The organism is Micromonospora sp. bgisy143, from assembly GCF_057708145.1.
In genome coordinates this window covers 13,006-28,670 of sequence record NZ_JBYIRN010000001.1, presented here as the reverse complement: position 1 = coordinate 28,670, position 15,665 = coordinate 13,006, and the positions used below count along the sequence as shown (strand labels likewise).

The window sequence follows — 15,665 nt, the reverse complement described above, 5'->3', positions numbered from 1 at the left end:
AGATTAGCCCCCTGATAGTCAGGGGCCAAACGAAATAACCGCAGCGGTGGCGACGAACACGAGTTGCAGGACTGTGCGCCTCCCCAGTGGGGTGACCGGACGTCCGGCGAGGGTCAGTCCGCGGCGTACGGCCGAGACGTTGGCCGGGAACATCACGACCATGAGCAGGCCGAGCCCGGCTGCGGCGAGGCGGGCGGTCGCCGGGATCAGCAGCCCCGCCGCGCCGGCCAGTTCCAGCACGCCGGTGAGCGTGACCAGCAGATCCGGTCGGGGCAGCTGCGGCGGGACCATCGCGATCAGGTCGGCGCGGCGTCGGCCGACGAAGTGCGCGATGCCGGTCACCACGAACATCAGGGCCAGTCCCACCCGCAGTGCGGGGTGCCAACCGTCGAGTGCGGTGACACCGGCCAGGCCGGTCAGTCGGGCAAGCGTGGTGCCGACGATCAGGGCGATCAGGGGTGCCATCGGAATCCTCCTCGCACGAAACTTGTCGGTGACAAGATTGCGGTCGCCGATGGCATCTTGTCAATGACAAGATTAGGATTCGGGCATGACCGAGACGCGTGCGTACCATCACGGCGACCTCCGTCGCGCCCTCCTCGACGCGGCGCTGGAGGCCATCGGGGAGGTCGGACCTGCCGCGTTGAGCCTGCGCGACCTCGCCCGCCGGGCCGGCGTCTCGCACGCCGCGCCCGCCCATCACTTCGGCGACAAGGCGGGCCTGCTCACCGCCCTCGCCACCCAGGGCTTCGACCGGCTGGCCCAGGCACTGGTAGCGGCCGGCGACGACCTGCTGGCGGCCGGTGTCGCGTACGTGGACTTCGCCGTGGCGCACCGCGCGTACTTCGAGGTGATGTTCCGCCCCGAACTGCACCGGCCCGACGATCCCGAGCTGACCGCCGCACGCGAGCGCGCCGGATCGGCCCTCCGCTCAGGGGTGGCCGCCCGTGCAGCATCCGGCGACATCGGCCGGGACTCGCTCGCCGCCTGGTCGATCGCCCACGGCTTCGCCACCCTCTGGCTGTCCGGCGCCCTACCGGACCGGATAGGCGACGACCCCCGCAAGGCCGCCCGGGAAGTCCTGGCCCGGCTGAACCCCTAACCCCCTAACCCACCCCGCCCTGCCCCCGCCCTTCCCCGGTTGATCATGAAGTTATTGCTGCCCGCGTCGGCGTGTCATGGCAATAACTTCATGATCAACCCGGGTGGGTGGGTGGGTGGGTGGGGGAGGGGGGTTACCAGCTGGTGGGGAGGGGCATTCCTTCGGTGTAGCCGGCTGCGCTCTGGACGCCGACGATCGCTCGCTCGTGGAACTGCGTCAGGTTGCGAGCGCCGGCGTAGGTGAAGGCGCTGCGCACCCCGGCGATGATCTCGTCGATCAGGTCCTCGACGCCGGGTCGGTTCGGGTCCAGGTACATCCGGGCCGAGGAGATGCCCTCCTCGAACACCGCCTTGCGGGCCCGGTCGTACGGGCTGTCGTCGGCGGTACGGGCGCTGACCGCCCGCGCCGACGCCATCCCGAAGCTCTCCTTGTACCGCCGCCCGTCCGGTTCGGTGTAGAGGTCGCCGGGCGACTCGTAGGTGCCGGCGAACCAGGAGCCGATCATCACGTTCGACGCGCCGGCGGCGAGCGCGAGCGCCACGTCCCGCGGGTGACGTACGCCGCCGTCGGCCCAGACGTGCCGGCCCAGCTGCCGGGCGGCCGTCGAGCAGTCGAGGACGGCGGAGAACTGCGGCCGGCCCACGCCGGTCATCATCCGGGTGGTGCACATCGCGCCCGGGCCGACGCCGACCTTGATGATGTCCGCGCCGGCCTCGACGAGGTCGCGTACCCCCTCGGCGGTGACCACGTTGCCGGCCGCCACCGGCACGCCCGGGTCCAGCTTGCGGACCGCCTGCAACGCCGAGATCATGCGTGCCTGGTGGCCGTGCGCGGTGTCCACGACGAGGGTGTCCACCCCGGCTTCGAGCAGCGCGGCGGCCTTGCCGGTGACGTCGCCGTTGATGCCGACCGCCGCCGCGATGCGCAACCGACCCCGGTCGTCCACAGCGGGCGTGTAGAGGGTGGCCCGCAGCGCGCCCTGCCGGGTGAGGACCCCGACGAGTCGGCCGTCGGCGTCCACCACCGGGGCGAGCCGACGCCGCCCGGCGGAGAGCCGGTCGAAGCCCGTACGCGGATCCGCGTCCGCCGGCACCGTGTGCAGCTCGGTCGACATGACGTGGCGCAGTTGGGCGAAGCGGTCCACGCCCATGGTGTCCGCCTCGGTCACCACCCCCATCGGGCGGCCGGCCTCGTCGACCACGATCACCGCGCCGTGCGACCGCTTCGGCAGCAGGTGGATGGCGTCGCCGACGGTCTCGGTCGGGCCCAGCGTGATGGGCGTGTCGTAGACGAGGTGCCGCTGCTTGACCCAGGCGACGACGTTCGCCACGACCTCGATCGGGATGTCCTGCGGGATCACGGTGATCGCGCCCCGCCGGGCCACCGTCTCGGCCATCCGCCGGCCGGCGACCGCCGTCATGTTCGACACCACCAGCGGGATGGTGGTGCCCGTGCCGTCGCCGGTGGACAGGTCCACGTCGAGGCGGGAGCCGAGGTCGGAACGGGCCGGCGCCATGAAGACGTCGGTGTAGGTCAGGTCGTGCGCGGGGGCCGCGCCGTTAAGAAACCGCACCCGGCCATCATTGCCGGCCCCGGCCACCCGTGCCCACGTCGGTGCCGCAAACCACCCCCGCGACCGGCCGTGCCCGACCCCTTGCCGGTCAGGAGATCGTGCAGATGGGCGCGCCCGCCGTGATCACGGCACCGACCTCGGCGGCGAGCCCGCTGACCGTACCCGCCTTGTGTGCGTGCAGCGGCTGCTCCATCTTCATCGCCTCGAGCACCACCACCAGGTCGCCCTCGGCCACGGTGTCGCCGTCGGCGACCGCGATCTTGACGATGGTGCCCTGCATCGGGGAGGTGAGCGCGTCCCCGCCGACCGGTACGCCGGCCTTCGCGCCGCCCCCGCGTCGGGTCGGCTTGCGGGAGGCGGGTGCGGCTGTGGTCGTACTCCCGCCCAAGCCGGCGGGGAGGCTGACCTCGATGCGCTTGCCGCCGACCTCGACCACGACGGTGTCGCGTTCCGCCGGCGCGTCGGCGATGCCGGCGGCGGCGGCGAACGGCGGCACGGTGTTGTGGAACTCGGTCTCGATCCACCGGGTGTGCACGGTGAACGGTTCGGCGGTGAACGCCTCGTCCCGCACCACGAGCCGGTGGAACGGCAGCGCGGTGGCCATCCCGTCGACGACCATCTCGTCGAGGGCACGGCGGGCGCGCTCCAGCGCCTCGGTCCGCGTCTCACCCGTGATGATCACCTTCGCGAGCAGCGAGTCGAAGTTGCCGCCGATCACGTCACCGGCCGAGATGCCGGTGTCCACCCGCACGCCCGGGCCGCTGGGCAGGCGCAGCGCGGTGACGGTGCCCGGTGCGGGGAGGAAGTTGCGACCCGGGTCCTCGCCGTTGATCCGGAACTCGATCGCGTGTCCGCGCGGCGTCGGGTCCTCGGTGATCCGCAGCTTCTCGCCGTCGGCGATCCGGAACTGCTCGCGGACCAGGTCGATGCCGGCGGTCTCCTCGGTGACCGGGTGCTCGACCTGAAGCCGCGTGTTGACCTCCAGGAAGGAGATCGTGCCGTCCTTGCCGACCAGGTACTCCACGGTGCCGGCGCCGTGGTAGCCGGCCTCGCGGCAGATCGCCTTGGCGCTCTCGTGGATCTGCGCGCGCTGGGCGTCGGTGAGGAACGGCGCGGGGGCCTCCTCCACGAGCTTCTGGTGCCGGCGCTGCAACGAGCAGTCCCGGGTGCCCACCACGATCACGTTGCCGTGCTGGTCGGCGAGGACCTGCGCCTCGACGTGCCGGGGCTGGTCCAGGTAACGCTCGACGAAGCACTCGCCCCGACCGAACGCGGCGACGGCCTCGCGGGTGGCCGACTCGAAGAGCTGGGGGATCTCCTCCATGGTGCGGGCGACCTTCAGGCCCCGACCGCCGCCGCCGAAGGCCGCCTTGATGGCGACCGGCAGGCCGTGGTCGACGGCGAACGCCATCACCTCGTCCGGGCTGCCCACCGGGTCGGGGGTGCCGGGGACCAGCGGCGCGCCGGCGCGCTGCGCGATGTGCCGCGCGGTCACCTTGTCGCCCAGGTCGCGGATCGCCTGCGGGGTCGGGCCGATCCAGGTCAGCCCGGCGTCGATGACGGCCTGGGCGAAGTCGGCGTTCTCACTGAGAAAGCCATAACCAGGGTGTACGGCGTCGGCGTCGGCCCGGGCGGCGATGTCGAGCAGCTTGTCGATGCGCAGGTACGTGTCGGTCGCGCTGTCCCCGCCGAGCGCGTACGCCTCGTCGGCGAACGTGGCGTGCAGGGCGTCGCGGTCGGAGTCCGCGTAGACGGCGACGCTGCCGAGGCCGGCGTCACGACAGGCGCGGATGACCCGGACGGCGATCTCGCCGCGGTTGGCGATCAGTACCTTGCGCACCTTCGTGGCTCCTCCCGGCAGGTTACTGACGGGGAGTGTATCGGCCACCCCGGTCGGCCCCTAACGATCGCTCAGTGTGGGATGGGGCACTGAGCTTAGTCAAACTTGGCTATTACGCTTGTCTGGTGTCTGCGACTCGGATGATGATCCTCGGCCTGGTGCGCTGGATGCAGCCCGTGCACGGTTACGACGTGCGCCGCGAGCTGCTGAGCTGGAGCGCCGACAAGTGGGCGAACGTGCAGCCCGGCTCGATCTACCACGCGCTGCGCAAGCTCACCGAGGAGGGACTGCTGCGCGCCGTCGCCACCGAGCAGGTCGGCGCCCGTCCGGCGCGTACCACCTACGAGGTCACGCCGAAGGGGGACGACGAGTTCGAGACGCTGCTCCGGGGCCTCTGGTGGGGACTGTCGGAGCCGTTGGACCCGTTCGCGGCGGCGTTCTCCTTTCTGCCGGCGATGCCCCGTTCGGAGGCGGTGGCAGCGCTGCGCAACCGCGCCAACCTGCTGCGCGCCAACGTGGCGTCAATGCGTGCCTCGCTGGAGTCGGACTGGATCCGTAACGCCAAGCCGGCGCACGTCAGTTGGATGGTGGAACTCTGGTCCGCACGCGCGGAGGCAGAGATCGCCTGGTGTGACCGGATCGCGGAACGTGTCGAGTCCGGAGTGTCGTACCTGCCTGCTGAGCTGGAGAACGCGGATGGTTGGCCGGGGTGGCGGGATGGCGAGGAGAGGCCCGACCCTAACGCGAAATAATCAACGTTGACTACAAACGCTATATCGCGTTAGCCTGCTGTCGGCACAGCGGGGGAGTGCGCCGTCCGGCGTCGTCCCACTCGACGGCCGGCCCCACCGGCCCGGATATTCGACGGCCGGCCCGGCCGGCCCAACCGACCGACCAGGAGCAGAAATGATCGAGACCAGGGGGCTGCGGAAGTCGTTCCGCTCCCGCGCGGGTCGAGAGACGAAGACGGTGGACGCCGTGCGCGGCGTCAACCTCGAGGTCGCCGAGGGCGAGATCTTCGGCTTCCTCGGCCCCAACGGCGCCGGCAAGACCACCACGCTGCGGATGCTCGCCACGTTGATCGAGCCCGACGGCGGCGAGGCCACCATCGCGGGGGCCGACCTGCGCAAGGACCCGGCCGAGGTCCGCCGCCGGATCGGGTACGTGCCGCAGGGCGGCAGCACCTGGGACGAGTCGACCGCCCGCGAGGAGCTGGTCCTGCATGCCCGGATGTACGGCATCGGCAAGGCCGACGCGCAGCAGCGCGCGGTCCGCGCGCTGGAGGCCTTCCAGCTCACCGAGTACGCCGACCGCAAGTGCAAGACCTACTCCGGCGGCCAGCGCCGACGGGTCGAGATCGCGCTCGGCATCATTCACGAGCCGAAGATCGTCTTCCTGGACGAGCCGACCACCGGCCTCGACCCACAGAGCCGCGCCCACATGTGGGACGAGATCCGGCGACTGCGCAGCGACGGGATGACCGTCTTCATCACCACGCACTACCTGGACGAGGCCGACGCCCTCTGCGACCGCATCGCGATCATGGACAACGGCGAGGTCGTCGCCGAGGGCACGCCGGCCGAGCTCAAGCGGGAGATCTCCGGCGACGTGGTGCTCGTCGGCCTCGACCCGGCCGCCATTCCGCAGGCCACCAAGGCGCTCGACGGCGAGGCGTACGTCAACAAGCTGGAGACCGCCGACGAGGGCGGCCTACGCCTCTACGTCGACGAGGGCGCCACCGCCATTCCCCAGGTGCTGCGCCGACTCGACCACGCCGGGCTCGAGCTGCGCTCGATCGAGCTGCACCGGCCCAGCCTGGACGACGTCTTCCTGACCAAGACCGGCCGCTCGCTGCGCGAGTCCTGACCCCCGGAGAGACGACTCATGAAACTCGCCCGCGACACGTGGCTGATCTTCCAGCGGCAGATCCTGCTCCTGCTGCGCAACCCCGTCTGGGTTTTCGTCGGCGTCTTCCAGCCGGTGATGTACCTGCTGCTCTTCGCCCCCCTGCTCAAGCCGGCCCTGAACGCGCCCACCCAGGCCGCCGCCTACAAGATTTTCGTACCCGGCCTGCTGGTGCTGCTGGCCATCTTCGGCGGCCTGTTCCAGGGCTTCGGTCTCATCGCCGAACTGCGCGCCGGCGTCATCGAGCGCTCCCGGGTCACCCCGATCAGCCGGCTCGCCCTGCTGCTCGGCCGTTCGCTGCGCGACGTGGTGTCGCTCATCGTGCAGGCGATCATCATCACCCTGCTCGCGCTCCTGTTCGACCTGCGGGTGTTCATCGGTGACCTGCTGCTGGCGTACCTGATGCTGGCCCTCATCGCGCTGATGACCTCGGCCGTCTCCTACGGCGTCGCGCTCAAGGTGAAGAGCGAGGACGCGCTGGCCCCCCTGATGAACACCGTGGCGCAGCCGGTGCTGCTGCTCTCCGGCATCCTGCTGCCGCTGTACTACGCGCCGGGCTGGTTGCAGGGCATCGCCGACTGGAACCCGTTCTCCTGGGCGGTCGACGGCACCCGGGCGCTGTTCGCCGGCGACCTGGCCAGCGACAAGGTCTGGCAGGGCCTGACCATCACCGCGGTCCTCGCCGCGCTGGGCGTCTTCTGGGCCGCCCGCCAGTTCGCCCGCAGCGTCCGCTGACGCCCGCCCCCGGGGCCGGGCTGGCCCGGGGCCCGGCCCGGGCTTGGCACGGGCGAGCCCGGCCTGGCACGGGCCCGGGTCCGGCTTGATCGACTCGGGTTCCTGGAAGTTGGGGTGTTCCACCGCCGGGGATGCCGCGATTTCCAGGAACCCGAGTCGATCAGAGCGACGCTCAGCGCACCCGGGCGAGGGTGAGGCCGTCGGCGATGGGCAGCATCACCAGGTCCACCCGTACGTCGGCCAGCACCTCGTCGTTGAACGCCGCGATCGCCCGGTCGTTCACGTCCTGCGGCGCGATCACCCGACCGCCGCGCAGCACGTTGTCGACGGCGATCACCCCGCCCGGGCGCATCCGAGGCACCAACTCGGCCCAGTAGACCGGGTACCCGGTCTTGTCGGCGTCGATGAACGCGAAGTCCAGGTGGCGTTCCTGCGGCAACTCCCGCAGCGTGTCGCCGGCCGGACCGATACGCAGCTCGATGCGGTCCTGCACCTCGGCGCGGGCCCAGTAACGCCGGGCGATTCCGGTGTACTCCTCCGAGATGTCGAAGCAGGTCAGCCGTCCACCCTCGGGCAGGCCCCGGGCGATGGCCAGCGCCGACAGGCCGGTGAACGTGCCGACCTCGACGGCCTGCCGTACGCCGAGCAGCCGGGTCAGGAACGTCAGGAACGCGGCCTGCTCCGGCGCCACCTGCATGCTGGCGTGCTCCGGCAGCACCGACCGGGTCTCCTCGGCCAGATCTCGGATGATCTCGTCGGGCGGCGCGCCGTGCGCGACCAGGTACGCGTGCAACTCGTCGGTGAGCGGGATCGACTTCGTGGTCATGAGCGGACGTTACCGAGCGGCTCGACCGATTGGCCGCCCGGCGCGACCTTTGTCCACAGGTCCGTGATCTGCAGACCCAGTTCGGCGAGGAGCCGGCGCAGCAACGGCATCGACAACCCGACGACGGTCCCCGGGTCACCCTCGATCCGCTCCACGAACGGCCCGCCCAATCCGTCGATGGTGAACGCGCCCGCCACCGCCAACGGCTCGCCCGTGGCGACGTACGCGGCGATCTCGTCGTCACTGATGTCCGCGAAGTGGACGACCGTCGAGGCGACCGCCTCCGCCCGTCGCCCGGTTACACCGTCGATCAGACAGTGCCCGCTGTGCAGGACTCCACTGCGCCCCCGCATCCGCAACCAGCGCTGGGTGGCGTCCTCCGGATCGGCCGGCTTACCAAGAATCTCCCCGTCGAACTCGAGCACCGAGTCACATCCGATGACCAGGGTTCGCTGGTCCGTTTTGGTGCTGGTGCTGGTGCTGGTGCTGGTGCTCGTGCTGGTGGGGCTCGGGCTGGTGCTGCTGGGGTTCGGGCTGCTGGTGGCGTTCGGGCCGTGCGGTGTGGTGGCGCTTGGGGTGTGCGGCGTGGTGGCGCTCGGGCCGTGCGACGTGGTGGCGAGATTCAGCCGGGTGAACACCGCCTCTGCCTTCAGCCGCGCCAACTCCAGGCACAGATCCTCGGCCCGATCGGTCACCACCAGGGATTCGTCCACCCCGCTGACCAGCACGTCCGGCTCGATGCCGGCGGCTCGGAGCGACTTTCGACGAGCAGGACTGGCAGAGGCCAGCACGAGGCGCAGCGGCAGAGTCTCAGACACCAGCCCGACGTTACCGGCCCGCCAGACCTGACACCCATCAGCGCCCCGCGCCGGTGCCCCGCGTCCGAGTCTGCGCCCGCGCCCGTGCCCGGGTCCGCGCGCTTGGTCCGCGTCCGCGCCCGTGCCCGGGTCCGCACGCTTGGTCCGCGCCCGCGCCTGTGCCCGGGTCCGCGCGCTTGGTCCGCGTCCGCGCGCTTGATCCACTCCACATCGCCGATGTCGCGCTATCAACCCGCACGAAAACCCCCACATCGGCGACGTGGAGTCAATCAAGGGCCGCCCGCTGCCGTGATCCACTCGGCTTCCTGCAAACCGGGGCCTCCCACGCCGCTGGACCCCCCGATCTCAAGGAACCCGAGTGGATCGAGGCGCCCGGCCCGCCTAGCGACTGATGCGGGGCGGTGGATCGTCACCGCGCCGCCGTCGCCGCGCCACGAACGCCCACCCGACGCCGACGGCGACAATCACACCGAGGGTGGCAAGGCCACGAACCGTCGAGCCGGCGTCGTCGTCTGGTCGAGCATCGGCCGTGGTGGCTGGCGCGCTCACCGATTCAAACCCCAGCGGGGGTACGTCTGCCGTCAGTGCAGCCACAAGATCGATCACGCCGTAGCCGTACTCGTCGTCCCGGCCGGGCGGACCCTTGTCAACGGCCGTGGCCGTAAGCCGGTGGGCCACCTCCTGCGCTGGCAGGTAGGGATACTTGGACCTGATTAACGCCGCCGCTCCGGCCACAATCGCCGTCGCATCAGAAGTGCCGGTGCCCCTTCGATACTTGCCGTCAATACTCGTGCTGTAGATGTCTACTGCTGGTGCAACGACGTCAATCTCCGACCCAGTCACTGAGAACGCTGCATGGCTTCCGTCTCGATCGATCCCGCCAACCGCTACCACTCCGGGATGGCGCGCGGGATAACCCACAATATCCGATCTGGGCGCGTTTCCTGCTGCCGCTACCACTAAAATATCCGCCGCTAAGGCCATTTCGATCGCTCTTTGAAGGCGTGCGCTAGCGCCGCTGACAATTGAAATGCTGATTACATTAGCGCGATTGTTCACAGCGAACTCGATTGCTGCCGCCAGTGCGTCTGTTTCGCCATCCTGGCCCGCCGGCGAACAGAGGATCGGTAGGATCTTCGCCTTCGGGGCTATGCCGAGCGCACCCTCGGCGCCGCTGCCGTGGGCTGCGATTAGACCGGCCATCCCAGTTCCGTGGCCGTCCTTATCGGCGTAACCATTGCCGGCACCTGTGATTACGTCCGCACCTGGAAGAACGCTTCCCTGTAAATCTGGATGAGGGCTGACCCCGCTGTCGGGCACCGCCACGATAACGCCGTCGCCTTGGGTGATCTGCTGTGCAGCCTCAACCCTCAGACTTGAAATATGCCATTGCCCGTCGTGGTTCTTACGCGCCTGGCCGGGTGGTGCTTGAATGATCCCCGAAAGGGCCACCGCTGCCAGTAGTTGAAGAGTCGATTTGATAATCACCGATGGAAACCAATGGCGGGACCAGGGTCGATTGGCCCCTTCTCTTCTGACGGAAGCACGATTGGTGAAACGCCTCGATCAGTCTCCCAGGGATGATCCGGATCCCGTTTTGTCGTTCGATTACTGGTGTCGGTGAAGCCTCGACGGGCCGGTCCACTGGAATTGGAGCCTGTGCCCTGATTGCTGTTGTTGGCGGGTGGACTGAATGGAGGGACGCCGTTCAGGCTGGTCAGACCGCGCCGAGCATCTGGCCTAGAACCCGCGCCTCCGGCTGGCGCGGTGCCGGCTCCACCACCCCCAATAACGCCTCCGACCGGATTGACCCGGCGGATAGGGCTAGCGTTTGCACTAGGTTGGCCGAGGCCGACACCAGGTGGCGCTCCAATCAAACCGCCCGGAGGCATCGCTCGGGGGGATGAGGAAGGGCTGCCCTTGGCTAGTCCGGATACCGGTGCGCCGACAGCCCTACCGTTGCCGATTGGCGATTGAGGTGTGCCTAGGGGCGCTGTAGATATGGGCCCTGGCGTTGGTATCCCTCCGACAGTGGGGGTTGAAGTAGCAACGGGCTGTGAAGTCCGCGGCGACTCCTGGATTGGTGGGGTATTTGGAGTGCTGCTGCCGCCGAGCACGGGACCAATGCCTGCCTCTATGGGCAACCGCCCAGCCTGAAAGCTATCCTCGAATCGCTGTACCACCGGCAGTGTTCGCGATACACCAATAGGCGCGGAAACTATCGGAGGAATCACAGGTGCTGTATCCCAGGCCGTCCCGGGAACTTGGTCATCAACCCGAGGGGCCGGTCTCGGTGGGGGTTGACGGAGGGTGGCTTGGGCTTGTTGTAGTTCGCCACTGAGGTTGAACATCATCGCCCGTGCCTGCACGTTCAGCCGTTCCAGGTCGCTGTCCGTCACGGGCGCGTCCACGACCCGATTGCCCATGATCGCCTTGGGGTCGGCGGCGGTGGCCTCGTACGCCCGCTTCTGTTGGAGCTTGGTCGCGTACTCCTCGTGGAGCTTGCGAAGCTCGGCGCGGGTGGTGCCGATGGCCTGGGTGGCGGCGGACAGCGCGGTGTAGTTGGCGGCGGCGGCGTCGTGGGTGTGGCGCACCTTGGCGATGAGGTCGTCGAGTTGGGCGAGGTACGTGCCGGAGGCGGCGCTGGTCTCGGGCGGCCATGCTTCGGCGAGGCCTCGCCGGTACTCCTGGAGTCGGCCGAGGTGGATCTGGGCCAGGTCGCAGACCTTGCGCCAGCCGGCGACCTGTTTCCAGTGGTTGGTGGTGTCGTGGTCCTGGAGGCATGCCCACATGCTGTTGAGGTCCATCAGGTGCCAGTCGGTCTGGCCGGAGGTGCGGCCACCGCCACGCTCGATCACGGCAGGACCACCGGCCTTTCGCTGTCGGGGCCGGTGGGGTCGCTCAGTGTCGGCGTTCGGCCGCCGGACAGGACGGTCCCCGGGTCGGCGAGGGCGCGGTGGACGTCCACGGCCCGGGCGGCGGAGAAGGCGTCGCTGTCGGCGTACTGGGTGGCGACCCGGTCGGCGACGGCGGCCAGGTGGCCGGTGGCGCCGCGGACGGCGTACACCATGTCGGTCGTGGCCTGCTGCGTCTCGTGGTGGGCGTGCAGGAAGGTGACCAGCTCGACGAACGCGTCGCAGGGGTTGGGCACCTTCGCGGACATGTCGTCGGCGATGTACGACAGGTGGGGCGCGTAGTTGCTCTCGACCTCGGCGGCGAGTCGGTCGGCGAAGTCGCGGAGTTGACGGATGTCGGCCTCGATGCCGCCGTAGCCGTGCAGCCAGGGCGCCGGCTGGTCCTCTTCGGGGATCATCGGCCCTCCCTTTCCGTCACCACACCGTTTCCCTCAGTGAGGTTAACGGCTGCGCCGCGATCCCGGCAGCCCCGCAAGGCTGAGAGCCGGGATCAGCGAGGAAGGCCGGACGCGCGCCAGCTGTCGGGGCGCGCCGGGCGGCCGCTGCGCGCCCAGGCGGAAGCGGTCGCCGGCGCGGGTGCGGTGGTCGGCCGGGACCGGACGATGACCGCCCCGACCAGGGCAGCCAGCTCCTCGGCGGTGGGCACGCCACGCACGACCCGGAACAGCGGCTCTTCGGCAGACATGCCCACAGGGTACGCGGCCCGAAGTCACGTGAAGCGCACAGTGGCGTGCCGGCGGTGTGAGCGTCGGCGGGTCCGGGTACCGTCTCAGCGATGTCGAACGCGCTTCCCCAACTCGTCGCTGACCGATACCGGCTTCTGTCGCCGCTCGGCCAGGGCGGCATGGGTCGGGTGTGGAAGGCGCGCGACGAGGTGCTGCACCGGGACGTCGCCATCAAGGAGTTGGTGCCGCCGCCCGGCCTCACCGACGAGGAACGCCGCGAGATGCGCGAACGGTCGCTGCGCGAGGCGCGGGCCATCGCCCGACTCAACCACGTCAACGTGGTACGCATCTTCGACGTCCTGCGGACCGATGGTGACCCGTGGATCGTCATGGAGTACGTGGCGTCGAGGTCGTTGCAGGACACCCTCGCCGAGGACGGTCCGGTGTCGCCGGCCCGCGCGGTCGAGATCGGCCTGGGCGTGCTCGGCGCGCTGAACGCCGCACACAAGGCGGGCGTCATGCACCGCGACGTCAAGCCGGGCAACGTGCTGCTGGGCGAGGACGGCCGGGTGGTGTTGACCGATTTCGGCCTCGCCACGATCCCCGGTGACCCGAACGTCACCCGTACCGGCATGGTGCTCGGTTCGCCCGCGTACATCTCGCCGGAGCGGGCCCGGGAGGGCACCGCCGGTCCGGAGGCCGACCTGTGGTCGCTGGGCGCGACGCTGTACGCGGCGGTGGAGGGCAAGTCGCCGTACGCGCGACCGTCCGCCATCGCCACGCTTGCCGCGTTGGCCACCGAGCCGATGCCGCCGCCGAAGAACGCCGGCCCGCTCAGGCCGGTGCTCAACGGGCTGCTCCAGAAGGACCCGAAGGAGCGCATCACCGCCGAGGTGGCGGAACGGATGCTGCGTCGTGCGGGTGGCAAGCGGACGCGGGCCATCTCGCTGCTCGACGGCGTACGCCGGCCGGGGCCGAACGGTCCGCGTGAGCCGCGCCCGCCGCTCGTGCCGGCGCCACGGCCGGCCGAGGAGAGCGCCGCCCGTCCGGTGTCGCCGCCTGCGCCGCGTACCCCGGGGCCGGTAGCCGCAGCGGCGGCAGGGCCGGCGGCGGTCGACGCGACGCCGACGGAGGTCGTGCCGCCCGCCGCGGACCCGACGGCGGCGGTGCCGGCCGAGCCGACGGCGAAGATCGACCGCCCGTCCGAGGCTGAGCCGACCGCGACGGTGCCGGCCGCCGGCGACAAACCCGATGACGGTACGACGGCAAGCGCCGACGACGAGCCGACGGCCGTCGACGGGCCGCCGCCGGTGACGCCGGAGCAGCGCAAACCCTCGACGCCCACGTCGGTGATGCCACCGGTGGGTCCGGCGGGGCGCGCGGCGGTTCCGCAGTTCGACGGTACGAAGCCGAACAACACCCGCCGGAACGTGCTGATCGGCGCGCTGGTGGCCCTGCTGCTTGTCGGCCTCGTGGTGATCGTGCCGATGCTGACCAAGGGCGACGACAACGACACCCCGCAGGCCGATCCGACGACCGCCGCCGCCACCTCCGCGGCACCGCAGTCCTCCGCCCCGGCAGCGCCCCCGCCAACGAGCGCCGCTGCCAGCCAGACACCCTCGGCCACGCCGTCGGTGGACCCGAACGCGCTGCCGGCGGGCTGGAAGCTGCACAAGGATCCGGCCGGCTTCACACTGCCGATTCCCGACGGGTGGGTGCGTAGCCAACCCGACAGCTTCACGGTCGTCTTCGACCAGTCGAACGGACCGGGCGAACTGCTGGTGCAGTGGACGTCGACGCCGAAGGATGACGCCGTCAAGGACTGGCAGCGCATCGAACCGGACCGCAAGAAGATCGTCAAGAACTACCAGTACCTCAGCATCAAGCCGTGCGACTTCTGGAAGACCTGCGGCGACTGGGAGTGGCTGGAGACGCGTGACGGGCAGCGGATCCACGTTCGCAACCGGGGGTTCGTGACGGCCAGCAACCGGGGGTACGCCCTGCGGTGGGAGGTCGCGGACAAGGACTGGCAGGCCAACCTGCCGAACTTCGACCGGATCGCCAAGGGCTTCGTGCCCGACCGCCAGGACTGAAACTCATTCGCATGACTTTCCGTCGTCGTGGGTAATTGACCTTCGACGACGGAAGGAGGTACGACATGGGTTACCGACGGAGGGACGCCCGGCCCCGGCTGGCACTGTGGATGCTCGTCGCCTTCGGCGACGCGGTCCTGCTGCTGATCGCCATGGGCATGCCGGCGTTCATCGCACTGCTCAGCGTCGTGACCGTTGCCGTCGGCGGGGTCGGCGCGTGGCGGCTGACCCGGCGGGGCGCACTGGCCTCCGAGGAGAGCCAGGTGCCGGCCCTGAGCCGACGGCGGGCCTGACCCGTAACCGGTGGTGTGGCGGCAGCCGGACCGATTGTGCACCGTGAAGGTGATAGTCGATCCCGCTGCCGCCAACGGCCCGATCAGGTGTTGTTCGCGAGGGCGATCAGGCGACTCCGGTCGCCGTTCCAGTAGTTGCGGTCCACGTTGCCGCTGATCCCGGACACGGCGCCCGTGCTGGTGTACTGCCAGAAGCTCCACACCGACGCGCCCGCCGGCAGCGTGCCCGGCGCGCTCGCCCAGCGGGCCAGCCAGAGCGGGTGGTTGGCCCACGGGCCGGTCCAACTGCCGGTGCACTGGTTCCACCAGCTCGTGGTGGTGTAGATGACCGCGTACCGGCCGGTGCGCGAGCGGTAGGTGTTCAGGAAGTCCTGGATCCAGTTGCGCATCCCGGTGGTGCTGAGGCCGTAGCAGTAGCCGCCGCTGTACGGGTTCCCCTCGATGTCCAACGCGGCCGGCAGGGTACGGCTGTCCGCCGACCAGGCGCCGCCGTTGGAGGCCAGGTAGGCGGCCTGGGTCGAGCCGGCGGAGATGTTGGGCCGGGCGAAGTGATACGCCCCGCGGATCACCCCGGCGTTGTAGGCGTTGACGTAGTTCGTGTTGAAGTTCGGGTCCTTGTAGCTGGTGCCCTCGGTCGCCTTGATGAAGGCGAACTCGATGCCGGCGTTCCGGACGCTGGTCCAGTTGATGCTGCCCTGGTAGCGGGACACGTCGACGCCGGCGGTGGTGGCCGCCGCCGCCGGGCCGGCGGTCGTGACCAGGGTCGCCGCCGCGGTGGCGAGGACGGTGAGGCCGGCCGCGAGCGCGCGGCGCAGCGATGATCGGGTACGGGCCATGAGTGCCTCCAGGGACGCCGGTCTATTGACGCCCATCTTTGGAGCTAAGTGCCCTTGATCGCAA

General features: G+C 70.0%; 15 protein-coding genes. 6 read left to right on the top strand and 9 right to left on the bottom strand.

The genetic code is table 11. The features are described from left to right. Positions 1 to 18: 18 nt before the first annotated feature. Positions 19 to 465 (bottom strand): DoxX family protein, encoded by a 447-nt coding sequence (locus tag AC3EN4_RS00140; protein WP_435203949.1) that lies wholly within the window; start codon positions 463 to 465, stop codon positions 19 to 21. An 85-nt stretch (positions 466 to 550) separates the two neighbouring features. On the opposite strand from AC3EN4_RS00140, the gene AC3EN4_RS00135 reads away from it, so the two are divergent. Beyond that, on the top strand, positions 551 to 1,102 hold the full coding sequence (locus tag AC3EN4_RS00135) for a TetR/AcrR family transcriptional regulator (protein ID WP_435203948.1): 552 nt from the start codon (positions 551 to 553) through the stop codon (positions 1,100 to 1,102). 133 nt (positions 1,103 to 1,235) lie between these two features. Here AC3EN4_RS00135 and AC3EN4_RS00130 read toward each other — a convergent pair whose 3' ends face one another. Then, positions 1,236 to 2,675 carry a GuaB1 family IMP dehydrogenase-related protein gene (locus AC3EN4_RS00130; RefSeq protein WP_435203947.1) on the bottom strand — a complete coding sequence of 480 codons (1,440 nt, stop codon included), beginning with the start codon at positions 2,673 to 2,675 and terminating at the stop codon, positions 1,236 to 1,238. An 88-nt stretch (positions 2,676 to 2,763) separates the two neighbouring features. Further along, the gene (locus AC3EN4_RS00125) at positions 2,764 to 4,515 is read right to left on the bottom strand and encodes an acetyl/propionyl/methylcrotonyl-CoA carboxylase subunit alpha (RefSeq protein ID WP_435203946.1); all 1,752 of its coding nucleotides are present in this window, start codon (positions 4,513 to 4,515) and stop codon (positions 2,764 to 2,766) included. A 140-nt stretch (positions 4,516 to 4,655) separates the two neighbouring features. On the opposite strand from AC3EN4_RS00125, the gene AC3EN4_RS00120 reads away from it, so the two are divergent. The 3 genes from AC3EN4_RS00120 (at position 4,656) to AC3EN4_RS00110 (ending at position 7,155) form a co-directional block, all read left to right on the top strand. Further along, a complete protein-coding gene (locus AC3EN4_RS00120; protein WP_435204371.1) occupies positions 4,656 to 5,267 on the top strand; it encodes a PadR family transcriptional regulator in 612 nt (203 codons plus the stop codon). A 154-nt stretch (positions 5,268 to 5,421) separates the two neighbouring features. Beyond that, positions 5,422 to 6,381, top strand: a complete 960-nt coding sequence (locus AC3EN4_RS00115) for an ATP-binding cassette domain-containing protein (protein ID WP_435203945.1) — start codon at positions 5,422 to 5,424, stop codon at positions 6,379 to 6,381. A gap of 18 nt (positions 6,382 to 6,399) precedes the next feature. Continuing rightward, on the top strand, positions 6,400 to 7,155 hold the full coding sequence (locus AC3EN4_RS00110; protein WP_435203944.1) for an ABC transporter permease: 756 nt from the start codon (positions 6,400 to 6,402) through the stop codon (positions 7,153 to 7,155). A 172-nt stretch (positions 7,156 to 7,327) separates the two neighbouring features. Here the strand turns inward: AC3EN4_RS00110 and AC3EN4_RS00105 are convergent, their stop codons facing one another. From AC3EN4_RS00105 to AC3EN4_RS00085, 5 genes are all read right to left on the bottom strand, one after another. After that, the gene (locus tag AC3EN4_RS00105; RefSeq protein ID WP_435203943.1) at positions 7,328 to 7,981 is read right to left on the bottom strand and encodes an O-methyltransferase; all 654 of its coding nucleotides are present in this window, start codon (positions 7,979 to 7,981) and stop codon (positions 7,328 to 7,330) included. Continuing rightward, the gene (locus tag AC3EN4_RS00100; RefSeq protein WP_435203942.1) at positions 7,978 to 8,799 is read right to left on the bottom strand and encodes a Maf family protein; all 822 of its coding nucleotides are present in this window, start codon (positions 8,797 to 8,799) and stop codon (positions 7,978 to 7,980) included. Before AC3EN4_RS00100 ends, AC3EN4_RS00105 begins: the two co-directional genes overlap by 4 nt. Positions 8,800 to 9,180: 381 nt before the next feature. Continuing rightward, positions 9,181 to 10,287 carry a S8 family serine peptidase gene (locus AC3EN4_RS00095; protein WP_435203941.1) on the bottom strand — a complete coding sequence of 369 codons (1,107 nt, stop codon included), beginning with the start codon at positions 10,285 to 10,287 and terminating at the stop codon, positions 9,181 to 9,183. 1,366 nt (positions 10,288 to 11,653) lie between these two features. Then, entirely contained in the window at positions 11,654 to 12,112 is a 459-nt protein-coding gene (locus AC3EN4_RS00090) for a hypothetical protein (protein ID WP_422738291.1), read from the bottom strand. A gap of 92 nt (positions 12,113 to 12,204) precedes the next feature. Continuing rightward, the gene (locus AC3EN4_RS00085; RefSeq protein ID WP_422738292.1) at positions 12,205 to 12,399 is read right to left on the bottom strand and encodes an acyl-CoA carboxylase epsilon subunit; all 195 of its coding nucleotides are present in this window, start codon (positions 12,397 to 12,399) and stop codon (positions 12,205 to 12,207) included. A gap of 90 nt (positions 12,400 to 12,489) precedes the next feature. On the opposite strand from AC3EN4_RS00085, the gene AC3EN4_RS00080 reads away from it, so the two are divergent. Then, entirely contained in the window at positions 12,490 to 14,472 is a 1,983-nt protein-coding gene (locus AC3EN4_RS00080) for a serine/threonine-protein kinase (protein WP_435203940.1), read from the top strand. A gap of 65 nt (positions 14,473 to 14,537) precedes the next feature. Then, positions 14,538 to 14,765, top strand: coding sequence for a hypothetical protein (locus tag AC3EN4_RS00075; protein WP_422738294.1), 228 nt, complete (start codon positions 14,538 to 14,540; stop codon positions 14,763 to 14,765). Between the two features lie 83 nt (positions 14,766 to 14,848). Here AC3EN4_RS00075 and AC3EN4_RS00070 read toward each other — a convergent pair whose 3' ends face one another. Further along, on the bottom strand, positions 14,849 to 15,601 hold the full coding sequence (locus AC3EN4_RS00070; RefSeq protein WP_435203939.1) for a GH25 family lysozyme: 753 nt from the start codon (positions 15,599 to 15,601) through the stop codon (positions 14,849 to 14,851). Between the last annotated feature and the right edge of the window lie 64 nt (positions 15,602 to 15,665).

Excerpts from the sequence above, each read along its gene's own strand:
- AC3EN4_RS00110 (WP_435203944.1), top strand. The coding sequence starts at position 6,400 with ATGAAACTCGCCCGCGACACGTGGCTGATCTTCCAGCGGCAGATCCTG.
- AC3EN4_RS00080 (WP_435203940.1), top strand. The coding sequence starts at position 12,490 with ATGTCGAACGCGCTTCCCCAACTCGTCGCTGACCGATACCGGCTTCTG.
- AC3EN4_RS00115 (WP_435203945.1), top strand. The coding sequence starts at position 5,422 with ATGATCGAGACCAGGGGGCTGCGGAAGTCGTTCCGCTCCCGCGCGGGT.
- AC3EN4_RS00140 (WP_435203949.1), bottom strand. The coding sequence starts at position 465 with ATGGCACCCCTGATCGCCCTGATCGTCGGCACCACGCTTGCCCGACTG.
- AC3EN4_RS00105 (WP_435203943.1), bottom strand. The coding sequence starts at position 7,981 with ATGACCACGAAGTCGATCCCGCTCACCGACGAGTTGCACGCGTACCTG.
- AC3EN4_RS00135 (WP_435203948.1), top strand. The coding sequence starts at position 551 with ATGACCGAGACGCGTGCGTACCATCACGGCGACCTCCGTCGCGCCCTC.
- AC3EN4_RS00070 (WP_435203939.1), bottom strand. The coding sequence starts at position 15,601 with ATGGCCCGTACCCGATCATCGCTGCGCCGCGCGCTCGCGGCCGGCCTC.
- AC3EN4_RS00085 (WP_422738292.1), bottom strand. The coding sequence starts at position 12,399 with ATGTCTGCCGAAGAGCCGCTGTTCCGGGTCGTGCGTGGCGTGCCCACC.
- AC3EN4_RS00090 (WP_422738291.1), bottom strand. The coding sequence starts at position 12,112 with ATGATCCCCGAAGAGGACCAGCCGGCGCCCTGGCTGCACGGCTACGGC.
- AC3EN4_RS00120 (WP_435204371.1), top strand. The coding sequence starts at position 4,656 with ATGATGATCCTCGGCCTGGTGCGCTGGATGCAGCCCGTGCACGGTTAC.
- AC3EN4_RS00075 (WP_422738294.1), top strand. The coding sequence starts at position 14,538 with ATGGGTTACCGACGGAGGGACGCCCGGCCCCGGCTGGCACTGTGGATG.